Origin of the sequence: Paenarthrobacter sp. Y-19 (assembly GCF_029223985.1) — a bacterium.
Classification (GTDB): domain Bacteria; phylum Actinomycetota; class Actinomycetes; order Actinomycetales; family Micrococcaceae; genus Arthrobacter; species Arthrobacter nicotinovorans.
In genome coordinates this window covers 3,192,871-3,213,671 of the sequence record NZ_CP119414.1, presented here as the reverse complement: position 1 = coordinate 3,213,671, position 20,801 = coordinate 3,192,871, and the positions used below count along the sequence as shown (strand labels likewise).

20 protein-coding genes are annotated in these 20,801 nt (G+C 63.9%); 11 read left to right on the top strand and 9 right to left on the bottom strand.

Annotated features, from left to right (window positions below):
- The first annotated feature begins 1 nt into the window (after position 1).
- The 4 genes from PYR64_RS14980 (at position 2) to PYR64_RS14965 (ending at position 7,106) form a co-directional block, all read left to right on the top strand.
- Positions 2-2,071 carry a LuxR C-terminal-related transcriptional regulator gene (locus PYR64_RS14980; RefSeq protein WP_275776043.1) on the top strand — a complete coding sequence of 690 codons (2,070 nt, stop codon included), beginning with the start codon at positions 2-4 and terminating at the stop codon, positions 2,069-2,071.
- 172 nt (positions 2,072-2,243) lie between these two features.
- Positions 2,244-3,617, top strand: coding sequence for an IniB N-terminal domain-containing protein (locus PYR64_RS14975; RefSeq protein ID WP_275776041.1), 1,374 nt, complete (start codon positions 2,244-2,246; stop codon positions 3,615-3,617).
- 130 nt (positions 3,618-3,747) lie between these two features.
- Positions 3,748-5,631 carry a dynamin family protein gene (locus PYR64_RS14970; protein ID WP_275776039.1) on the top strand — a complete coding sequence of 628 codons (1,884 nt, stop codon included), beginning with the start codon at positions 3,748-3,750 and terminating at the stop codon, positions 5,629-5,631.
- Complete coding sequence (locus PYR64_RS14965) at positions 5,628-7,106, top strand: dynamin family protein (protein WP_189075383.1); 1,479 nt, start codon at positions 5,628-5,630, stop codon at positions 7,104-7,106. The genes PYR64_RS14970 and PYR64_RS14965 overlap by 4 nt, the downstream gene beginning before the upstream one ends.
- Here the strand turns inward: PYR64_RS14965 and PYR64_RS14960 are convergent.
- Both PYR64_RS14960 and PYR64_RS14955 read right to left on the bottom strand, forming a co-directional pair.
- Positions 7,087-7,677, bottom strand: coding sequence for a hypothetical protein (locus PYR64_RS14960; RefSeq protein WP_275776037.1), 591 nt, complete (start codon positions 7,675-7,677; stop codon positions 7,087-7,089). The genes PYR64_RS14965 and PYR64_RS14960 overlap by 20 nt on opposite strands.
- A 6-nt stretch (positions 7,678-7,683) precedes the next feature.
- Positions 7,684-8,091, bottom strand: coding sequence for a PLD nuclease N-terminal domain-containing protein (locus PYR64_RS14955; protein ID WP_275776036.1), 408 nt, complete (start codon positions 8,089-8,091; stop codon positions 7,684-7,686).
- 87 nt (positions 8,092-8,178) lie between these two features.
- On the opposite strand from PYR64_RS14955, the gene PYR64_RS14950 reads away from it, so the two are divergent.
- Positions 8,179-8,490, top strand: a complete 312-nt coding sequence (locus tag PYR64_RS14950; RefSeq protein ID WP_018776963.1) for a DUF4229 domain-containing protein — start codon at positions 8,179-8,181, stop codon at positions 8,488-8,490.
- Between the two features lie 59 nt (positions 8,491-8,549).
- On the opposite strand, the gene PYR64_RS14945 is transcribed toward PYR64_RS14950, so the two are convergent.
- The 6 genes from PYR64_RS14945 to PYR64_RS14920 form a co-directional block, all read right to left on the bottom strand.
- Positions 8,550-9,431 carry a 1,4-dihydroxy-2-naphthoate polyprenyltransferase gene (locus tag PYR64_RS14945; RefSeq protein WP_018776962.1) on the bottom strand — a complete coding sequence of 294 codons (882 nt, stop codon included), beginning with the start codon at positions 9,429-9,431 and terminating at the stop codon, positions 8,550-8,552.
- A 53-nt stretch (positions 9,432-9,484) separates the two neighbouring features.
- The gene (locus PYR64_RS14940) at positions 9,485-10,624 is read right to left on the bottom strand and encodes an AMP-binding protein (protein WP_275776033.1); all 1,140 of its coding nucleotides are present in this window, start codon (positions 10,622-10,624) and stop codon (positions 9,485-9,487) included.
- Between the two features lie 9 nt (positions 10,625-10,633).
- Positions 10,634-11,596 carry a 1,4-dihydroxy-2-naphthoyl-CoA synthase gene (locus PYR64_RS14935; protein WP_018776960.1) on the bottom strand — a complete coding sequence of 321 codons (963 nt, stop codon included), beginning with the start codon at positions 11,594-11,596 and terminating at the stop codon, positions 10,634-10,636.
- 21 nt (positions 11,597-11,617) lie between these two features.
- The gene (locus PYR64_RS14930) at positions 11,618-12,055 is read right to left on the bottom strand and encodes a VOC family protein (protein ID WP_026267050.1); all 438 of its coding nucleotides are present in this window, start codon (positions 12,053-12,055) and stop codon (positions 11,618-11,620) included.
- A 105-nt stretch (positions 12,056-12,160) separates the two neighbouring features.
- Positions 12,161-12,889: a CPBP family intramembrane glutamic endopeptidase gene (locus tag PYR64_RS14925; protein WP_018776958.1), complete on the bottom strand. Its 729-nt coding sequence runs from the start codon at positions 12,887-12,889 to the stop codon at positions 12,161-12,163.
- A 52-nt stretch (positions 12,890-12,941) separates the two neighbouring features.
- The gene (locus tag PYR64_RS14920) at positions 12,942-14,192 is read right to left on the bottom strand and encodes an Nramp family divalent metal transporter (RefSeq protein WP_018776957.1); all 1,251 of its coding nucleotides are present in this window, start codon (positions 14,190-14,192) and stop codon (positions 12,942-12,944) included.
- 368 nt (positions 14,193-14,560) lie between these two features.
- Between PYR64_RS14920 and PYR64_RS14915 the strand changes: the two genes are divergently transcribed.
- Positions 14,561-16,024 (top strand): amino acid permease, encoded by a 1,464-nt coding sequence (locus PYR64_RS14915; RefSeq protein ID WP_275776032.1) that lies wholly within the window; start codon positions 14,561-14,563, stop codon positions 16,022-16,024.
- A 114-nt stretch (positions 16,025-16,138) separates the two neighbouring features.
- Here PYR64_RS14915 and PYR64_RS14910 read toward each other — a convergent pair whose 3' ends face one another.
- Positions 16,139-16,864, bottom strand: a complete 726-nt coding sequence (locus PYR64_RS14910) for a dienelactone hydrolase family protein (RefSeq protein ID WP_275776030.1) — start codon at positions 16,862-16,864, stop codon at positions 16,139-16,141.
- A 100-nt stretch (positions 16,865-16,964) separates the two neighbouring features.
- Here PYR64_RS14910 and PYR64_RS14905 point away from each other — a divergent pair, with 100 nt between their 5' ends.
- The 5 genes from PYR64_RS14905 to PYR64_RS14885 all read left to right on the top strand — a co-directional run bounded on the left by PYR64_RS14905 (position 16,965) and on the right by PYR64_RS14885 (position 20,776).
- On the top strand, positions 16,965-17,099 hold the full coding sequence (locus PYR64_RS14905; protein WP_267912540.1) for a hypothetical protein: 135 nt from the start codon (positions 16,965-16,967) through the stop codon (positions 17,097-17,099).
- Positions 17,099-17,755: a pentapeptide repeat-containing protein gene (locus PYR64_RS14900; RefSeq protein ID WP_189075378.1), complete on the top strand. Its 657-nt coding sequence runs from the start codon at positions 17,099-17,101 to the stop codon at positions 17,753-17,755. The genes PYR64_RS14905 and PYR64_RS14900 overlap by 1 nt, the downstream gene beginning before the upstream one ends.
- 131 nt (positions 17,756-17,886) lie before the next feature.
- Entirely contained in the window at positions 17,887-19,113 is a 1,227-nt protein-coding gene (locus PYR64_RS14895) for an acetyl-CoA C-acyltransferase (protein WP_275776026.1), read from the top strand.
- Positions 19,113-19,916 carry an enoyl-CoA hydratase/isomerase family protein gene (locus PYR64_RS14890; RefSeq protein WP_039242761.1) on the top strand — a complete coding sequence of 268 codons (804 nt, stop codon included), beginning with the start codon at positions 19,113-19,115 and terminating at the stop codon, positions 19,914-19,916. The genes PYR64_RS14895 and PYR64_RS14890 overlap by 1 nt, the downstream gene beginning before the upstream one ends.
- Complete coding sequence (locus PYR64_RS14885) at positions 19,913-20,776, top strand: 3-hydroxyacyl-CoA dehydrogenase family protein (RefSeq protein ID WP_275776023.1); 864 nt, start codon at positions 19,913-19,915, stop codon at positions 20,774-20,776. The genes PYR64_RS14890 and PYR64_RS14885 overlap by 4 nt, the downstream gene beginning before the upstream one ends.
- Positions 20,777-20,801 lie beyond the last annotated feature (25 nt).

Below are 20,801 nucleotides of genomic sequence, written 5' to 3'. Positions count from 1 at the left end.
CATGACGGGACAGGACCACCGGCCGCGGCATTCTCCGCCCGGGCGGGATGAGCAGCCGTCCGGCCTCCCGGCCGGCGCCCCGAGGGAGGCGCCGGGCCCTGAACTGCCCGGTCAGCCCGCCGCAGTCCAGGAATTGCTGCTGGCGCTGTCCTTGGGTTTTTCCCTCCACTCCCTTCTGCCGGGCAGCCTTGAACACCGCGAAGACCTGGACTCGGTCATCCACGTGGCAAAGGACGCCGGGCTGATATCGCCTGATGGATCAGTGGTTGGGACCGTCCACTATGCCTTGCTCTCGAGCACAGCGCCGGCGCGCATCCGGGCCCTGCAGAGGGAACTGGTGGACAGGACCGCGGCAGAGGGCCGTCCCTTGGGCGACGTCGCCCGGCAGCTTGCGCAGAACGGGTTCCAGGATCCACGGATCGTCGCGGAGCTGGAGCGTGCCGCGGAGGGGGTTCTGGACTCCGAGCCCGGCCTGGCGGCCGAACTCTATGCAGAAGCACTTCTCGCCGGAGGACAGGAGACCACCACGGCGGCCAGGCGGGCGCAGGCAGCGGCGGCCTTGGGCGATCTGGACACTGCCGGCAGGATAGTGGACCGGCTCCTGGCAACGCCGGAGGCCCCTCACATCCGCCTGGGAGTTGACGTTGCTGCGGCTGTTTGGGCACAGCGGGGCATGCTCTCCCGGAGCGCGGACACCTACACCTGGCTGGGGCGGGATAGGATCGACGGTTCGGCGCCCCTTGCAGCCGTGGCCATGATCGGTTCAGGCAACGTTGCGGGCGCCGGTCAGTTGGCGGCTGCTGCCTCGCCGGAGGGCTCACCTACACTCCTGGCTGTGGCTCTGTCATTGACCCAGCAGGGACTTCGTCAAACACTGGGACCCACGCCGCAAATCGCACTGCCCGAGCTCATCAGGGCCTCCGACATGATGAACGCGGCCGGCACGTCGATTCCCCTTGTGGAGACACCGGCGGCCCTTGCCGCGCTGTGCGCCCTCCACACCGGGGAAGCCGGCATCGCCGATATGGTCCTCAAGGCAGCGCTTGCCGCCGGACAGGGCGGCAATACGGCCCGTCCCAGACTGTTCCTGTTGCAGGCCTGGACCGCCATGCAGCAGGACAACCCGGACGAAGCCCGCTTGGCCATCAACGAAGCAGTGAAAGCGAACCACTGGCCCCTGGCGCCCAGGGATGATTTCCTGCTTGCTGCATTGGATGTCGGTTTGGCACGCCGGGGCAGCGAAGTCCACGAGCTGCTGCTGGCGTGGGAGCGGGCCCGCGAGGCAATGATGCATGTGTCAGTGGACCTGTTCAGTCTCCTGCCCTGGGGAGAGCTCATGATCGCCGCCGCACGGTTGCGGGAGACCCGCCGGGTGGGGCATTACCTGGACGGTGTCTGGCACTTCCTTGGCCAGCTGGGGGATGCCCCATTATGGTCGGTGCCCCTGCATTGGGCTGGAGTGCAGGCAGCCCTTCTTAGCGAAAGTCCGGCCGAACTCGCTCCCCACGCTGCTGCGCTGGTGCGTGCCTCCGAACACAGCCACCTGGCGTCCGTGCTCGCTGCAGCGGGCAAAGCCTGGGTTTCGGTCCTGGCCGCACGGTTTGAAGCGTCCGACGTCGAAACCGCCGCCCGTGGTTTGGCCTCGGTCGGATTGCCCTGGGAAGGCGCACGGCTGGCCGGCCATGCCGCTGCGCACGCCGAAGAGCGGCGGGACATGGTGCGGCTCCTTGCCTGTGCGCGGGACATCCACCCCCAAGGGGTTTCCCCATCGGCCCCGCCTCCGGAGCGGGCCGGCGCTTCACAAGCTGACGTCTCCTTGCATGCACTTGCCGGGGAGTACGGGAGTCCGGGGGTTCAGGATTCATCCGGGCTCAGCCCCAGGGAGCGCGAGGTCGCCCGGCTCATCCTGGAAGGCAAGACCTACCGCGAGATCGGCGAGGCCATCTACATCTCGCCCCGCACCGCGGAACACCATGTGGCGCGCATGCGGCGTCGCTTGGGAGCGGAAAACCGTTCAGAGCTGCTGGTCCGCCTGCGCCTGGCGTTGGGGGAGGGGTACCCCCCTCCGTAAGCAGGACCCCCTCAGCCCCTAACGGAAAACCCGGCAATCCCCTAACGGCAGGGCATGGGGTAGGGGGACCACCCCCGATGCCCGGTCTTCGGTCCTGGCAATACGTTGAATGCAAGCCCGGCAAAGGCGCCGGGCCAATTTCGAAAACCACAGAATTTGAGGGAGCACTCCAATGCCAACACTCGCACAACAGCTCGTGCAGTTCCTGATGAGCCTGTTCAACGATCCTGACGCCGCAGAAGACTTTGTACGCGATCCCGAAGCAGCCCTCGCCGCTGCGGGCCTACGGGATGTCTCCTCCGCAGATGTCGACGCCGTCCGCCCCGTGGTCCTCGACTACGCACCGATCAATGCCCGGTCGTCCTTCGACCGTGAATACAACACCGGAGGAAACCACGCGACGACCGGCGGCGGACGGCCCGAGCACGATGGCGGCGGCTGGAGTGGCGGCGGACGCCCGGAACACGATGACGATCACGGCGGCGGCGGTGGCGGTGCCGGCGGTGGTTGGGATGGCGGGCATGACGGTCATGACCACGACCACGACGACGATCACGGCGGCGGCGGTGGCGGTGCCGGCGGTGGTTGGGATGGCGGGCATGACGGTCACGACCACGACCACGACGACGATCACGGCGGTGGCGGTGGCGGTGGCGGTGCCGGCGGTGGTTGGGGCGGCGGGCACGAAGACCATGCACATGCGGTCCAGCAACTCGTCCACGTGGTGAACAACTACTCCTACACCACCACCATCGATGACCGCGACACGATCACGGACCAGTCGGTGAACCAGAACATCTGGGCCAACGGTGATGTCTCCCAGATGTTCAACCAGGACGCAGTGATCGCCTCCGGTGATGGTGCCATTGCCGCCGGCGACGATGTCACGAATTCCGGAAACACCACGACCACAACCACCACCACGAACAACGATGACCACACCGTGGACAACTCGGTCAACGTCAACACCAGCGGCAACAACAACGATGTCTCGGTGGGCAACGACTACTCGGATCATTCGGTGACCAAGGACTCGTACAACACGGACGATTCCTACAACACCGAGGATTCGTACAACACCGATGTTGACGTGGACGTGGAGATCGAGGATTCGTTCAACGAGGACAACTCCAACCACACAACGAATACCACCAACACAACGAACACGACCACCACAACCAACACCACCAACACGGCCACGGACTCGTTCAACGACAACTCCACGGACGTGGATGTCGATCTGGAGGACGTACAAGTGGTGAACGATTCCGTGGTGGTCCAGGACAACGAACTGGACCTGGAATACTCGCCGGACTACTCCACCAACGTGGAAGTGGACGACGTCAACGTCATCAACGATTCCATCGTTGTGGCCGACAACGAGTTGACCTACACCGAGGACAACTCCACCACCGTAGGCGACGTCGACGTTGACTACACCAACGTCGAGGACAACGTTGTTGTGGCGGATAACGAACTCGATGTCGAGTACAACGACATTGATGATTCGGTGGTGGTTGCCAAGAACGACGTCGACATCGACTGAGGCAGCACCCTCCGCGCAGGAGTTGCAAGCACAAGCGCGAAACCCCAGCAGTGCCCGGCAGGTGGACCCCCTCCTGCCGGGCACTTCGTGGCCCCCGGACAAGGGGCGGCATGTGAGCAAAGGAAGAACCATGGCGGAAACAGTACGCATGACCACCCTTGTGGAGCACGGGATAGCACTGGCAGGTGAGCGGAACGACCTCAGGCGGCGCTTGGACAACACGCTCCGACGCCTGCAGGACCCCAACGTCAGGGTGATTGTGGTGGGCGAGTTCAAACAAGGGAAGAGCCAGCTCATCAACGCTTTGGTCAACGCTCCTGTGTGCCCGGTGGATGACGACATCGCCACCACCGTTCCCACGCTGGTAAGGCAAGGTGATCCGGCGTCGGCGGTTGTCCTCGTCCCTGCGGCCGATCCCCCCGGGCCGGACAGCTTTACGGACATCGACGGCGGTGAATCGCGCCTTGAGCGCAAGCCCGTGCCGTTGGCCGAATTGTCGGACTTTGTCTCCGAGAAGGGCAACCCGGGAAATGCCAGGAACATCGTTGCAGCGGAGGTCGCCCTTCCCAGGAAGCTCCTGTCAGGCGGGCTCTGCATTGTGGATTCCCCGGGAGTGGGAGGACTTGGCTCAAGCCACACCCTGACCACGCTCACGGCATTGCCCTCGGCACATGCCATGCTGTTTGTCTCCGATGCGTCCCAGGAGTACACAGAACCGGAAATGCGCTTCCTCCGGCAAGCCATGCGCGTGAGTCCCAACGTAGCCTGCGTGCTGTCCAAAACAGACCTCTATCCGGCATGGCGCCAGATCGCTGAGCTGGACAAGGGCCACCTGGCCGACGTCGGGCCGGACATCCCCCTGTTTCCTGTCTCTTCGGAGCTGCGGCTCGAGGCCGCGAGGCTCCAGGACGCCGAATTGAACAACGAATCCGGGTTCCCGGAGCTGGTCTCCTACCTGCGAAACGCCATTGTTGCTGAGGCGGCCCTCATCCAGCGCCGGTCCGTAGGCAACGACCTCGTGTCGGTTACGGGGAACCTCATGCTGGCGTTGCGGTCGGAACTTGGGGCCTTGGAAAATCCCGAAGACACACCGCAGATGATCGCGGGCCTGAAAGCGGCCAAGGACGATGCCGACGCGCTCCGGAAGAAGTCCGCCCGATGGCAGACCACCCTGAATGACGGCATTGGCGATCTCATCGCGGACATGGAATATGATCTCAAGGACCGTCTTCGGCGAATACAACGCGAAGCCGAGGCGGCCATTGACCAGGGCGATCCCGGGCCCGCGTGGGAACAGTTCGCCAAGTGGCTTGAACAAAGCGTTGCCGCCGCCGTGTCCGACACTTTCGTGTGGACCAGCGAGCGGGCACAGTGGCTGGCCGGACAGGTGGCAGAGCATTTTTCCGAAGACGAAGTGGCTTTGCCTGCCCTCCACGTTGCCGACACCGGCGGAGTGCTTGACCCCGTGGCAGAAATCCAGGACATGGAAGATGGCCGTATGGGACCTGTGCAGAAGGTTCTGATCGGCATGCGCGGGTCCTACGGCGGGGTGCTGATGTTTGGCCTCTTGACGGGTTTGTTTGGCTTGGCCCTGATCAACCCGCTGTCTGTGGGGGCCGGGCTCATGCTGGGCCGGAAAGCGTATCGGGAGGAGCAGGAAGCACGGCTGAAACGTCGGCAGGCAGAGGCCAAACTCCTGGTGCGGAAGCAGGTGGACGACGTCGTGTTCCAGGTGGGCAAGCAACTCAAGGACCGGTTGCGGCTGGTTCAGCGGGCCACCCGGGATCACTTCACCGACATCGCAGAGGAACACCACCGTTCCCTCACCGAATCCGTGGCTGCGGCGCAGAAGGCGGCAGCCACCTACGCTGCCGAGCGGGACCTGCGGATCAAGGAGATCAAGAACCAGCTCAAAGCCGTGGAAAACTTGCACGCGGTTGCCCGGCAACTTCAGGAAGAAGGGGCCGGAGGACAGCACGCCGTTCCGGCGTCGTCCGCGGTTCCGGCGGGATGATCGAATCGGGAATCGCCGGCGCAGCGGAGCTGCTCCGGCAAGCGCGGGAGGTCTTCCAGGGGGACCCGGCTGCCCTGGCTGTCCTGGACGACCTCGACCAACGCCTTGCCGGGCCGTTGCGCATTGCGGTGGCCGGAATGGTCAAAGCCGGAAAGTCCACCCTTCTCAATGCCATCATCGGCGAGGAGATCGCTCCTACCGACGCCGGTGAGTGCACGAAGATCGTCACGTGGTACCGCTACGGGCACGCTCCCCGTATCACCCTGCACCCCTTGGCAGGCGGGCCGCAGGCGCTGCCAGTGCACCGTGAAGATGGCCGCTTGGTGTTTTCATTGGGGGAATTCCAGGCGGAGGACGTGGAAAAGCTCGTGGTTGATTGGCCGGCAGCCAGCCTCCGGGATCTCACCTTGATCGACACTCCGGGCATCGCTTCCTTGTCCAAGGATGTATCCGGGAGGTCCACGGCCTTCCTGCTTCCCGAAGACGCTCCCACCGCTGCGGACGCCGTCATCTACCTGATGCGTCATTTGCACGCCTCGGATGTCCGGTTCCTCGAATCCTTCAAGGACACCGCCGCCGGGAAGTCCGGGACGGTCAATGCCCTCGCTGTCCTGTCACGCGCGGATGAGATAGGTGCCGGCAGGATAGATTCGCTCATTTCCGCTGCCGTGATTGCCGACAGATACAGCCGGGACGAAAACCTCAAACCGCTCGCGCTGGGAGTTGTACCCGTGGCGGGACTGCTGGCGCAGAGCTCCAGGACCATGCGCCAGGGCGACGTGGACGCCCTCATGCTCCTTGCGCGAATGGACCGGAACCAGCGCGAAAGGATGATGCTTTCTGTTGACCGCTTTGTCCGCGCGGCCGGACCGGAAGGCGTGGAGCCCGGCCTGAAGGCTTCCCTGGTCCAACGGTTCGGGCTGTTCGGGATCAGGCTGGCAGTGGCCCTGATCCGGGGCGGAATCACCAACCCGACGGAACTGGCGCACGAACTGGCGCGACGCAGCGGACTCGGCCGCCTGCTGGACACCGTGGCCTCCTTGTTCCAAACGCGGGCCGACGCACTCAAGGCGCGTGCCGCCGTCGTGGGTTTGGAGTCACTGCTGAGCGGCTCCCAACCCGGCCAGTCAGCAGTCCTCGAACCGGCGCTGGAGGAGTTGCTCGCCGGCGCGCACGAATTCCGCGAACTCAAGCTCCTGGGCTCGCTGCGGACAGGTGGTGTGGTCCTGCCACCCGGGCAGGCAGAGGACGCGGAACGACTGGTGGGCGGCCGCGGCAACCTTCCGTTCCAGAGGCTGGGACTTCCCCCGGACGCGGACGCGGAGGAGATCGCGCGCGAAACCCGCAGGGCCCTTGACCGTTGGCGGCAGATCGCGGAAAACCCGTTGTTGGTCGAGCCTTCGGCGGTGGAAGCCTGCCGGGTTGTCCTGCGCAGTTGCGAAGGTATCCTGGCGGCTATGCCCGCCGCCCGCTGAGCAGCCAGGCTGTCGTCGACGGCAGGAAAAGCAGAATCAGGCCGGCTGCAGCGAGGATGAATTGCGCGGCGAGAAGCACCATGGCCATGACGCCGTCATTGCCCGGAGCCACCACATAATCAGCGGTGATCACGGTGACGACGGCGTGGAGGAGGAGCAGGGGAGCCAAGGCCCAACGGGGCCACGTGCGTCGCCTGAAAAGGATCGCCAAGAGGACGACTTCCATCGCGACCACCACGGCGATCATGGCCAGGCTGCCGAGGAATACGACGGCGGCGGCCCCCTCGACGGAGTTAGCGTCGCCGTCCGGGACCATGGACTGGATAACGCCCTTCAAGCGTTCAAAGTGGGCGTCGCGGCCAAGGAACCCCGTGAAGACCACGGCGATGCCGGCCACGAAACTTGCCAGCCACAGCGAACGGGACAACCGGGCCGGGCCGGGAGGCTTTACCGCTGCAGGGATGGGCGGCGGAGTGGAAAGGGACATGCCCGGGCGCTGGGGTGGCGCCGGTGGCCCGCTGACTGATGGCGTGGAGGGTGACTGCCGTGAACCATCAGCTTGCTGGGCCATGTTTGCCTACTTCAGCTCGTCGGTATCATGCGTATCCGGCTCACCGCGTTGGGCATCGTCCGTGCCTGAAGACGTGTCCCGGAGTTTGCGTTCCTTGGCTTCGAGATCCGCCTTGAGCTTCTTCAGGCGGTCCTCTTCGGCTTGGTTGCGACGGCGGGTCTCCAGGTTGCGGAGGAACTCGGGGTCGTCGTCCGGTGCGGTGGGGTGGCGCCTTACGGGGGTGGCCGTGGGCTTGTTGTAGGGACGGCCGAAAATGAACCACAGAACGGCACCCAGCAACGGCAGGACGATCATCACGATGATCCACGCGGTCTTCGAAATGCCGCGGGTCTGGTGCCGGTCAGTGCGTATGACATCCACCAGGGCATAGACGAAGACAACAAGAACGACGACGACGCCTATAACGCGGAGCATGCATCAAGTCTAGTGCCCGGAAGCCGTTCGCTGGACGCCCTCTTTGGGCCGTGACCAGAGTGCAACCATTCGGGCGGCTAAACTTGGATGGTGGCTTTCCTGAAGTATTCCCTCATCCGCCTGGCGCTGTTCGTGCCGTTGTTCATCATCTTCGCCCTTTTGCAGGTGGGTCTGCTGCCTGCGGCCATCTTCGCAGGGCTCATGGCCTTCGCCATCAGCTACCTGTTCTTCCAGAAGCAGCGCGACGAAGCCACGGCGGCGATGCGCGAGCGTTTCTCCGGGCGCGCCAAGCCCATCCGCACCGCAGGCGAGGTTGAAGACGCCGAAGCTGAGGACAGCCTGGTGGAGAAGAACCCGGACATTGCCGTCAATAACGACAAGCGCCCCGGCGCGGCCTAAGAATTGAAACAGCGAACGCCCCTCAGCACATTGCCGGGGGCGTTCGCTTTTTGTGGAGCCTAGAAGCCGCGGCTCAGAATGAGCCCGAGCGAGAACAACAGGCTGTAGCCGAGGTTGATCAGGCCGGTCTGCTTGAGCACCGGGATGAGGCTCTTGCGCTTCTTGCCGTTGACCATCAGCCATGCAGGCATGAGGCAGGCGGGGATCAGCAGGAGCACGATCAACATCCAGGGCTTCGTGGGCGCCAGGACGATCACCAGCAGGATGGACACGGCCAGCATCAGCACGTAGCTTTCGCGGGCATGACGGTCACCCAGGCGGACTGCCAAGGTCCGCTTTCCGGCCGCGGTGTCCGTGGGGATGTCCCGTACGTTGTTGGCCATGAGCAAGGCGCAGGCGATGAGGCCGGTACCTATTGCGCCGATGACTGCGGCCAGGCTCACCTGGCCGGCCTGCGTGTAGGTGGTACCCAGGGTGGCCACCAGTCCGAAGAACACAAACACGAACACATCACCCAGGCCCATGTAGCCGTAGGGGTTCTTGCCGCCCGTGTAACCCCACGCTGCCAGGACGCAACCGATGCCCACCAGGATGAGCCACCACGTTTGGGTAATGATCACCAGGATGAGGCCGCACAGCATGGCAGCGCCGAACAGGGCGAAGGCCGCCCACTTCACCTGTTCCGGCTTCGCTGCCCCGGAACCCACCAAGCGCAGCGGGCCGACCCGGTCCTCATCGGTTCCGCGGATGCCGTCGGAGTAGTCGTTGGCGTAGTTGACGCCGATCTGCAGCAGAAGCGCGACAAGCGCCGCGAGGATCGCGTTCGGCAGCCGGAAAGCATGGAGCTCGTACGCCGCTGCCGAACCGATCAGGACCGGCGCTATTGCCGCGGGCAGGGTGCGGAGCCGGGCTCCTTGGATCCATTGTGCAGCTGTCGCCACGTGTAGTACCTCGTGTGTTTCGCGTTTGATCTCAGTTGGGGGGAAGAACTTGTCTATTGTCCCTGATGCAGATTGGAAAGCTGTTCAATCATGGCCAGCCTGTCCGGTTTTCCGTTCGGCAGCATCAGCAATTCCTTGTCGGCCAACACTGTTTTCGGGGCCAGGACGCCCAGGGCGGCCTCCCGCCGGGCCGTGAAACCCTTGATTCCGTCAGGGCTGGGATCCTCGACGGCCACGTAGGCCGCAACAGCCTGGCCCCATTCCCGCGAGGGGACGCCTGCGACGAAAGCCGCGGTGACGCCGTCGAGCTCTTCCAGCTTGCTCTGGATATACGTGGCGGAGGCCTTGACGCCCCCGGTGATGATGACGTCGTCGGCGCGTCCCAGCACGGTGAGTTTGCCTTCCGGGGACAGTTCCCCGAGGTCGCCGGTGACGTACCAGCGCGTACCGTCCTCTTCGAAGAACGCAGCCTTTGACGCGCGGGCAGCATCCAGGTAACCCGCGGCCACCGTGTCGCCGCCCAGCAGGACCCGGCCTTCCAGGTCGCCGTCGCCGATCCGGATTTCGACGCCGTCAAGCGGCTCGCCGTCGTACACGCACCCGCCGCACGTTTCGGCGGAACCGTAGGTGGTGACCACCTTCAGGCCCGCGGCCTGGGCGGCTGCCAGGAGGTCGGGCGACGCCGGTGCGCCGCCCAGCAAGATGGCGTTGAAGCGGCGCAGTACGGCGAGGGTTTCGGGCGCGGGGGAGTCCAGGAGCCGTTGCAGCTGCGTCGGCACCAGGGAGGTGAACCGGATCTTGTCCGTCAGTTCCTCGGCTGCGGCGGTGAAGGCCTCCGGAGTGAAGCCGTTGGTCTGGTCCATCACCCACGGCCGGGTTCCCGCATAAAGGGAGCGGACCAGCACCTGCACGCCGGCCACGTACTGCAGGGGCAGCGCGAGCAGCCACTGGCCTTCGCCGCGCAGTGCCATGGCGGTCGCCACCGACGACGCCGCGAGGGCATCGACGGTCAGGACAGTTGCCTTGGGTGTTCCCGTGGAACCGGAGGTGCGGACCACCACCGCGGCATCCTCGACGCCGGTCTCCACCGGCACCGCCCGGGGTTCGCCGTTTTCATCGAAGACGATTTCGACGGCGGGACCCTCACCGTGGAGGGCAGCCATCAGGGCTTTGAGGACAGGATCGACGTTCACGGAGGAGTCCTAGAAGTAGTAGGGGAAGCTGGACCAGTCGGGATCCCGCTTTTGGAGGAACGCTTCCTTGCCTTCCACGGCCTCGTCCGTCATGTACGCCAGGCGGGTGGCTTCGCCCGCGAAGACCTGCTGCCCGGCCAGTCCGTCGTCGGCCAGGTTGAACGCGAATTTGAGCATGCGGATGGCCTGCGGGGATTGGCGGGCGATGTCGGCGGCGTACTCGAGGGCGACTTCTTCGAGGCGTTCGTGGTCCACGGCCTCGTTGACGGCACCCATCCGGACCATGTCCTCGGCGGAGTATTCGCGGGCGAGGAAGAAGATTTCCCGCGCGGCTTTCTGCCCGATCTGGCGCGCCAGCAGCGCAGAGCCGTATCCGGCGTCGAAACTTCCTACCGTGGCGTCCGTCTGCTTGAACTTGCCGTGTTGGCGGGAGGCGATGGTGAGGTCGCTGACCACGTGCAGGGAGTGCCCGCCGCCGGCCGCCCAGCCGTTGACGACGGCGATGACCACCTTGGGCATGGTCCGCATGAGCCGCTGGACTTCCAGGATGTGGAGGCGGCCTGCACGGGCTGGGTCTATAAATTCAGCAGAGTCTCCTGGGGCGTCTTCTACTGCGTACCTGTAACCGTCGCGGCCACGGATCCGCTGGTCGCCACCGGAACAGAACGAATGTCCGCCGTCCTTTTCGGACGGCCCGTTGCCGGTGAGCAGCACGGTGGCGACGTCCGGAGTCATCCGGGCGTGGTCCATGGCCCGGTAGAGCTCATCGACGGTGCCGGGACGGAACGCGTTGCGGACCTCGGGACGGTTGAACGCGATACGGACCGTGGGCAGATCCTTGACCGTGCCGTCCGCGGACCGTTCGACCTGCCGGTGGTACGTCATGTCCTTGAAGTCGTCGAAACCCGAAACCGTGCGCCAGCGCGAGGGGTCAAAGATGTCGGAAACCTTGGCAGGGAGATCGTTGTTCACAGTCCGAGTCTAGTAATGGCCTTAGCTGATGCAGAACTCGTTGCCTTCGGGGTCGGCCATGGTGTGCCATTCCTGGGGTCCCTGGCGGGCGGTCCAGAGGTGTTTGGCGCCGCGGGCTTCCAGCTCCTTGCGCACGACGTCCTTGTCCCGGCCGTCCAGGCGGACGTCCCAGTGCACCCGGTTCTTGACGGTCTTGGGGTTGGGATCGGTCTGGAAGAGGATACGGCGGCCTGTTTTGGGATCGGTGTCTTCGGCGGGCACGATCGCACAGCCTTCGGCCCAGACGAGTTTGCCGTTGTGGGTGATGGTCTGGTCTTCGGTGGCGAATCCCTGCTCGATCATGGACCGGATGAACGCCTCGTCCTGGGGTTCCACGGTCCATTCGAGGGTCTCGGCCCACCAATCGGCGAGTTCGTGGGGCTTCCTGCAGTCGACGGCTACCTGGATGTTGAGTGTCATGCCCACCAAGCTATTCCGACGGCGGGTGGCTGGGTAGCGCAATGCGGTCAACTTCCGTCCGGGTTACCCGAGCGGAGGACAGTGCGCGTAGAGATTTGCTGTCCCTTAGTTGGACAGGAGCTCGGGCGGGACCGCGTAGATCAGCACGACCGCCATGAGGTTCTTGGCCGCGTGCACGAAGTAGGAAAACATCAGGTTCTTACCTGTCCAGACATAGACGGCCACCAGCACCGCGGCCATTCCCAGGTAGGGCGCCAGGGCTGAAAGCACCAGTCCTTCGCGGCCCACCACATGGATGGACGCGAAAACCACCACGGAGATCACGCAGCAGATCCAGATGTTCACATGCTGCGACAACTTGCCGATCAGGAGATGGCGGAACAGGTACTCCTCAACAAACGGCCCCAGAACCACCAGCAGCGGCACCATCAACCAGGCCGGAACGTGCTGCAGCAATCCCTGGATACCCAGTTGGTTCTCGGAGCTTTGGGCGGTCCCGAACGCGGCGACGAGCAGAGCCGTCAGGATGAGCATTACCACGATCGCGAGGGGAATCATGCCCAAGGTGAACCACGGACGTGTCCCCAGGATCTTCAGGTCACGTCCCGCCACACGCCAGGCTGACGCCACGGCAAATATTCCGACGCCGGCATAGAAGACCGCGTTGACGGCATAGGACGCTGTGGCCGGGTCGGGAAACAGCTGAAGCATCAGCCGTTCGACGGCTTCCCCGCTGACCGTGAAGTAGATGGTGAATCCGAGATAGACGGCTACTGCTAAGGCATCCAGGGCAGTGAATCTGTACAAAGATGCCTTGGTATGAAGAGTGCCCATGGCTCCAGCCTAGCTTTGCTGCCTGATGCTCCGGATCAGGCCAAGCGGGATATCAGGACTGCCCTGTGAGGGTGAGCGTGATGAGGACACAGTTCAAACCGACGATCAGCACGGCACTTGTCCAACCCGCGATCTTCAGCGGCATGCCGTCGGTGTGGAGGCCCATGACATCCTTCTTGCCGGTGAGCCGGATCAGGGGAATCAAAGCGAAAGGAATACCGAAGCTGAGCAACACCTGGCTCAGCACCAGGGCGAGTGTCGGCTCAATCCCGGCACCCAGCACGATCAGTGCGGGGATCAGGGTGATGACGCGGCGGGTGAGCAGGGGAATACGGACTTTGAGGAGGCCGCCCATGATGGTCGCGCCGGCATAGCAACCAACCGATGTGGACGCCAGTCCGGATGCCAGCAAGCCGATGGCAAAGATCACGCCGATGGCCGGGCCCAGGGCGGACGTCACCGCGGCGTGGGCTCCGGCGATAGTGTCCGTGCCTTCTATGCCGCGCAGGCTGGAGGCGGCAAGAAGGAGCATCGAGATGTTGACGACCCCGGCCAGGAGCAGGGCGCCGACGACGTCCGTGCGGGTGGCGCGGATCAGCTTTGTCCGGATAACGGGGTCCGGGGAGAAACCGTGCCGGTCGCGGGCAAGGGCCGAGTGGAGGTAGATCGCGTGGGGCATCACCGTGGCGCCCAGCATGCTCGCTGCCAGAAGGATGGTGTCCGTACCTTCAAAACGCGGAAGCAGCCCGCCAAGGGCGCTCCCCGCATCCGGGGGATTGACGAACAGCCCGGACACGAAGCCCACGGCGATGATCCCCAGGAGAACCAGGATGGCGTACTCGAAAGAGCGCTGTCCCCGCCGCGACTGCAAGGCCAAAAGCAGCATGGACGCGATGCCGACGATCACGCCACCGGCAAGCAGCGGAATTCCGAACAGCAGGTTCAAGGCCACGGCTCCACCGATGACTTCCGCCATATCCGTGGCTCCGGCAACAACTTCAGCTTGCAGCCAATAGAGGCGCCGGCGCTTGTTGCCGAGCCGCTTGCCAAGAATCTCAGGGAGGCTCATCCCCGTGGCGAGGCCGAGTTTGGCTGACTGGTACTGGACCAGGACTGCCATGGCGTTCGCTACAACCAGGACCCAGACCAGCAGGTAGCCGTAGTTGGCACCGGCCGTGAGGTTGGCTGCGACGTTTCCCGGATCCACGTAGGCGATCGCAGCAACGAAAGCAGGTCCCAGGAGCAAGAGCCGGGACCATACTTTGCCGGGGGTGGCACGTGTTTCCAGGGTGGGTGCAGCCATTGGGGTTCCTCATCGTTGGGGGTACTCACTACGAGGATAGCGAAATTTAGGCACACCGAAAAGTTTTATTTAGGCAATCCATTGGAGAACCGAAATCCGGGGTCGGATATGGCCCATCCAGCGGATAAATATGGGCCATATCCGACCCCGCGTGGCTTCCGGAGAAAGGGGTGCTGTTGCCTGCGTCACGGGCATTCCGGTTAATCCCGTAAGATAGACGGGTTGCGCGAAGCTTCGGCGTTCTGCGTTCTTTGTCACACTTCGGGATCCTCAAAGCGGGAAAGCTCGAATTATGTGTGCCAAAGCCGCCCGTGTCCCGGCACTGGGCGAAACCCCTACAGCAATACCCCAACCCACAAGGAACAGCTGTGCCGCAAAGTACTCCCACAGATCTCCAGAGCCCCAAGGCCTCATCCACAGCCGCAGGCTCTACCCTCAGCGCCGAGGGATACAAAAAGACCCTGAGCCGCCGCCACGTCACCATGATCGCCATGGGTGGCGCCATCGGCGTCGGCCTCTTCATGGGTGCCGGTGGCCGCCTGGCCTCCACGGGCCCGGCCCTCATCTTCTCCTACGCCATCGCCGGCGTCATCGCCTACCTGCTGATGCGCGCACTCGGTGAGCTCATCATGTACCGCCAGACATCGGGCTCCTTCGTGAGCTACGCCGGCGAAATGTTCGGCAAGAAGGGCGCCTTCCTCTCCGGTTGGATGTACTTCATCAACTGGGCCATGACGGGCATTGCCGAACTCATCGCGATCGGACTGTACTTCCAGTTCTTCTTCCCCAACGTCCCGATTGAACTGTCCGCCATTGCCGCATTGGTGCTGCTGGTGGCTGTGAACCTGTTCAGCGTCAAGGCGTTCGGCGAGTTCGAATTCTGGGCGTCCTGCCTCAAGGTCGCAGCAATCGTGATCTTCCTGGCTGTTGGCACGTTCATGGTTGTCACCAACGCCAAGGTGGGCGACGGCCATGCATCCGTAGCCAACCTCTTCCACGAAGACGGCGGCATGTTCCCCAAGGGCGGCCTGGTGATGATCCTGGTCCTCAACGCCGTGATCTTCGCTTACAACGCCATTGAACTCGTCGGCATCACCGCAGGTGAGATGGAGAACCCGGAACGCGAAGTTCCCAAGGCGATCCGCGCCGTCGTATTCCGCATCGTTGTCTTCTACGTCGGTTCGGTGACGCTGCTTGCCATGCTGCTGCCGTCCGACCAGTACGTCGCCGGCACCTCGCCGTTCGTTACCGTGTTCGGCCAGATGGGACTTGGCTGGATGGGCGATGTCATGAACATGATCGTCATCACCGCCGCGCTGTCCTCCTGCAACTCCGGTCTCTACTCGATCGGCCGTATCTTCCGCACCATGGCCAACAACGGCCACGCCCCGCAGTGGCTCACCAAGATGTCCACCCGCCATGTGCCGTACGCGGCCATCCTCGCGATCGGCGGCGTGTACCTCGTTGGCATCCTGCTCAACATCTGGCTGGGTGGCTCGCACGCCTTCGACCTCGCACTGAACACGGCCTCCATCGGCGTGATCTTCACGTGGGGTTCCATCTTCGCCAGCCAGATCGCGCTTCGTAAGAAGCATGGCAAGGTCTCCAGCCTCCCCATGCCCGGTTCGCCGTGGACCAGCTGGCTGGGTTTGGTCGCCCTGCTTGCCATCACTGTGCTGATCGGTTTCGACACCATGACCGACAAGGCAACAGGCGAGGTCTTCCTGCTGGGCCTGTGGACCCTTGCCACCATTCCGTTCTTCGCCCTGGTGCTGTGGCTCGGCTGGCAGAAGGTCAAGAACAACCAGCCGAAGAGCGAGCTTTTCAGCTGACGCTTATGAGCTGACAGAGGCTCGACGACGGGCGCCCCCTCCAGTGATTCGTTCACCGGAAGGGGCGCCCGCCGTCGTTTCGGCCCGCTTTTGCCCGAATCAGCTTTGCCCGGGTCAGCCTGCCAAGTGCTTCGCGAAATGCTCTTCGATGCGCCGCCATGCTTCCGGGGCGGAGGCTGGATCGGGTTTGATGCCCATGACCCGCGTCAGGGGGCGGAGCAGCTTCGGTCCTACCGGGGCGTCGTTCATGAAGGCGTGGCCCGCCGTCGGAAATTCCTTGACGTCATGCTCAATGCCGAGGCTGTTGAGGGCCTGATCCAGCTTGGCGGCAGCTCCGGGCAGGGTGCGGTCCTTGCCGCCGTAATTGGCAACCACCGGACACGCGCCTTGGAGGGCGTTATGCAGGTCCCGCGGGAGTTGGCCGTAGTTCACGGCCGCGGCGTCAAAACCATCGTTTGCGGCGAGTAACGCGAAAGCGCCGCCCATGCAGAAGCCGATGACGCCCACCTTGCCGGTGCACCTGTCATCGTTGCGCAACCACTCTTTGGCGGTGGCCACATCGGTGAAAGCCCGGCCCTCGCCCGAGAGCATAGAGCGCATGGTGGCGACGAGGCAGCGCCTTGCACCGCCGTCGCTGTACAGATCCACCGCGAGCGTCAGGTAGCCCGCCGTCGCCAGCCGGTCAGCCTGGCGACGCATCACATCATCCAATCCAAAGGCTTCGTGGATCATCACCACCCCGGGAAACGGACCCTCGCCCGGGGGCTCGGCCAGGTATCCCTTGAGGGACACTGAGCCTCCCGCTGCTTTGCTCTGTCCGCTCAAATCGATGGTGACCATGGGGTGGCCTTTCGGTGTGGTTTCCAGCGCCGGCGGTGGTTTGGCAGGGTTGCTGACCCCCGGGGACGGTTTTGTCGGCGCCCGGGGATAGGCTCGAAGCATGGAACCAGCCACCACTTTGACGCAGCATATCAACGCCGGACCGGAGCGGGCCCGGGCCGGCTTGCCGGATCTTCCGCCGGACACCGGGACCACCGCTCCAGCGGCGATTGCAAGAAAAGCGGAGGCGCTCTGATGGCGGCTGCGAAGGTGGCGGCCCCCAAGATCTCCCCGGTGCGGTTGGATGAACTGCGCGACGACGACGCCCCGGAGTTCCAGCGCGGCGAACGGTACGACGGCGTCCGGCTCACCCGGGTCTCGGCGGACGGGGAGGAACTGAGCGGCGCGGATTTCATTGAGTGTGAATTCAACGGTGTGTCCTTCAACGAGGCACAACTGCGGGGAGCGACGTTCCGTGAGTGCATCCTGGCTGAGCCGTACGCGCCCGTGTTCATGGCTGCGCGTACGTCCTGGCAGGATGTCGAGATCACCAATCCCCGATGGGGTTCGGCCGAACTTTATGAGGGCAACTGGCGCTCGGTCCGTATCGACGGCGGCAAGCTGGACTACGTGAATCTCCGTGGTTCCAAGCTCATGGATGTCCAGATCTCCGATTGCATCATCAACGAACTCGATCTCGGGGGATGCACGGGAACGCGGGTGGCGTTGAAGAACTGCACCATCGGAACCCTTGATGTGACGGGCGCCAAGCTCAAGGACGTGGATCTGCGGACATCGGAGTTTCGGGGAATCAATGGTTTGGCCGGGCTGGCGGGGGCGGTTATCGACGATTACCAGTTGAGCTTGATGGCGCCGTTGTTGGCCGGTCATCTCGGAATCCGGGTGGTCTGAGCGGGGTGGGAGGCGGTCCGGCGGGCAGCTTCATCTGTTGACCCTCCCGCTGGGCCGTGTAATCTTTATAGAACGAACGGTCGGTATATTATTCGAGGCCGGTCCCTTTCACTTTCGCGAAGGATGTTCTCATGGTCGAGGCTTTTCTTGTTGGCGGCGCACGGACGCCTGTGGGTCGCTATGGTGGGGCGCTGTCCTCAGTCCGCCCCGATGATCTCGCCGCATTGGTGGTCCGGGAAGCTGTGGCGCGTGCCGGCGTCGACCCTGACTCGATTGATGAGGTGATCCTCGGCAACGCCAACGGCGCCGGGGAGGAAAACCGCAATGTTGCCCGAATGGCAACCCTCCTTGCCGGGCTGCCCCTCCACATCCCGGGCATTACGGTCAACCGGCTCTGCGCTTCCGGATTGAGCGCCATCATCATGGCCAGTCAGATGATCAAATCCGGTGCCGCGGACATCGTGGTTGCCGGCGGCGTCGAGTCCATGAGCCGTGCGCCGTGGGTCCAGGAGAAGCCGACCACGGCCTTCGCCAAGCCTGGCCAGATTTTTGATACCTCCATCGGCTGGCGCTTCGCCAACCCGCTCTTCACCAAGGGCGAGCTGTCGCGCGACGGCAAGATGACCTACTCAATGCCGGAAACTGCCGAGGAAGTCGGCCGTGTGGGCAATATCTCCCGCGAAGACGCCGACGCGTTTGCCGTTCGGTCGCACGAGCGTGCGCTGGCAGCCATCGCCGGCGGACGGTTCAAAGATGAGATCGTTCCCGTCACCGTGAAAACGCGGAAGTCCGAGACCGTGGTGGATACGGACGAAGGCCCCCGGGAAGGAACCACCATGGATGTCCTTGCCGGATTGCGCCCCGTGGTTCCCGGCGGATCCGTGGTCACCGCCGGGAACTCCTCCACCCTCAACGACGGCGCTTCGGCCATCATCGTCGCCTCCGAAGCCGCCATCAAGAAGTTCGGCCTCACACCACGCGCCCGCATCGTCGACGGCGCCTCAGCCGGCTGCGAGCCCGAGATCATGGGCATCGGTCCCGTCCCGGCCACCCAAAAGGTGCTGGCCCGCACCGGGCTCAGCGTCGACCAGCTCGGTGCCGTGGAACTCAACGAGGCTTTCGCCACCCAGTCCCTCGCCAGCATGCGTCGCCTTGGACTTGACCCCGAAATCGTCAACAACGACGGCGGTGCCATCAGTTTGGGACACCCCCTCGGTTCCAGCGGCTCAAGGATCGCCATCACACTGCTGGGCCGGATGGAACGCGAATTGGCCTCGGCGACGGGACCGAAGCTCGGCCTGGCCACCATGTGCATCGGCGTGGGCCAAGGCACGGCAATGCTGCTGGAAGGCGTGTAATGGCACTGAATCCTGAAGACTTCACTACGCTCCTTCTCGAAGAACGCGACGACCGCCTGACCGTTCTGCTGAACCGCCCTGAGGTCCGCAACGCGATCGACCAGAAAATGGTGGACGAGCTTCATGCGGTGTGTGCCGAGCTGGAGCGGAACCCCAGAATACTGATCATTGCCGGTACCGACGGTGTGTTCGCCTCCGGTGCCGATATCGGCCAGTTGCGTGAGCGGCGCAGGGACGACGCTTTGCAGGGCATCAACTCCACGATCTTTGTCCGCATCGCCAAGCTGCCCATGCCCGTCATCGCGGCGTTGGATGGTTACTGCCTGGGCGGCGGCGCTGAGTTGGCTTACGCTGCCGATTTCCGGATCGGCACCCCGAGCGTGCGCATCGGCAACCCGGAAACCGGATTGGGCATCATGGCCGCTGCCGGCGCCACCTGGCGTCTCAAGGAACTCGTCGGGGAACCGAAAGCCAAGGAGATCCTCCTGGCCGGGGCGGTACTGCGGGCTGAAGAGGCGCTGCGGATCAACCTCATTACCGGGATCTACGAAGCTCCCGAGCTGATGGATGCGGCCCATGCCCTGGCAGACCGGATCGCCCGCCAGGATCCGATGGCCGTGCGCATCACCAAGTCGGTGTTCCACGCGCCGGCGGAGGCCCATCCCGTGATCGACACCCTCGCCCAGGGGATCCTCTTTGAGTCCCAGGCGAAGTTCGACCGCATGCAGGCATTCCTCGACAAGAAGTCGGCCAAAGCTTCGCAAGACTCCGACGCTTCCACGCAGGACAGGACGCAGAAATGACCACAGTATCCGCAATCCCGCACGTCGTAGGTGTCCTCGGCGGAGGCCGGATGGGCGCCGGCATCGCGCACGCCTTCCTCACCAAAGGTGCCACGGTCATTGTGGTGGAACGCGACCATGAGGCTGCAGCCGGTGCGCACTCCCGGGTAGCCGACGCCGTGGCCAAATCCGCAGCGCGTGGCACCCTCACTGAAACAACCGACGAGGCAATGTCGCGCTTCAGTACCTCCACGGACTACGAATCCTTCGTCCACTGCGGCCTGGTGGTTGAAGCCGTCCCAGAGGACTACGACCTCAAGGTCACGGCGCTCAAGGCCGTGGAGGACCACCTGTCTGCCGATGCTTTCCTGGCCTCCAACACGTCGTCGCTGTCTGTCACAGGACTCGCCAACGAACTTCGCCGGCCTGCAAACTTCGTCGGGCTGCACTTCTTCAACCCTGTTCCCGCATCCACCCTCATCGAGGTGGTGCTGGCCAAGGAGACGTCTCCCGAACTCGCTGAAGCGGCAAAAAACTGGACGGAGGCACTCGGCAAGACCGCCGTCGTCGTCAATGACGCCCCGGGCTTTGCATCCTCACGGCTGGGGGTGGCCATAGCCCTGGAAGCGATGCGCATGGTGGAAGAGGGCGTGGCGTCCGCGGAGGACATCGATGCCGCGATGGTTCTCGGCTACAAGCACCCCACGGGCCCGCTGAAGACTACGGACATTGTCGGGTTGGACGTGCGGCTTGGCATTGCCGAGTACCTGCAGTCCACGCTGGGCGATCGTTTTGCTCCGCCACAGATCCTGCGGGACAAAGTGGCGCGGGGAGAGCTGGGCCGCAAAACGGGCAAGGGCTTCTTCGACTGGAACGACTAAGCGCTGGGTCCGGTTAGGCTATCCG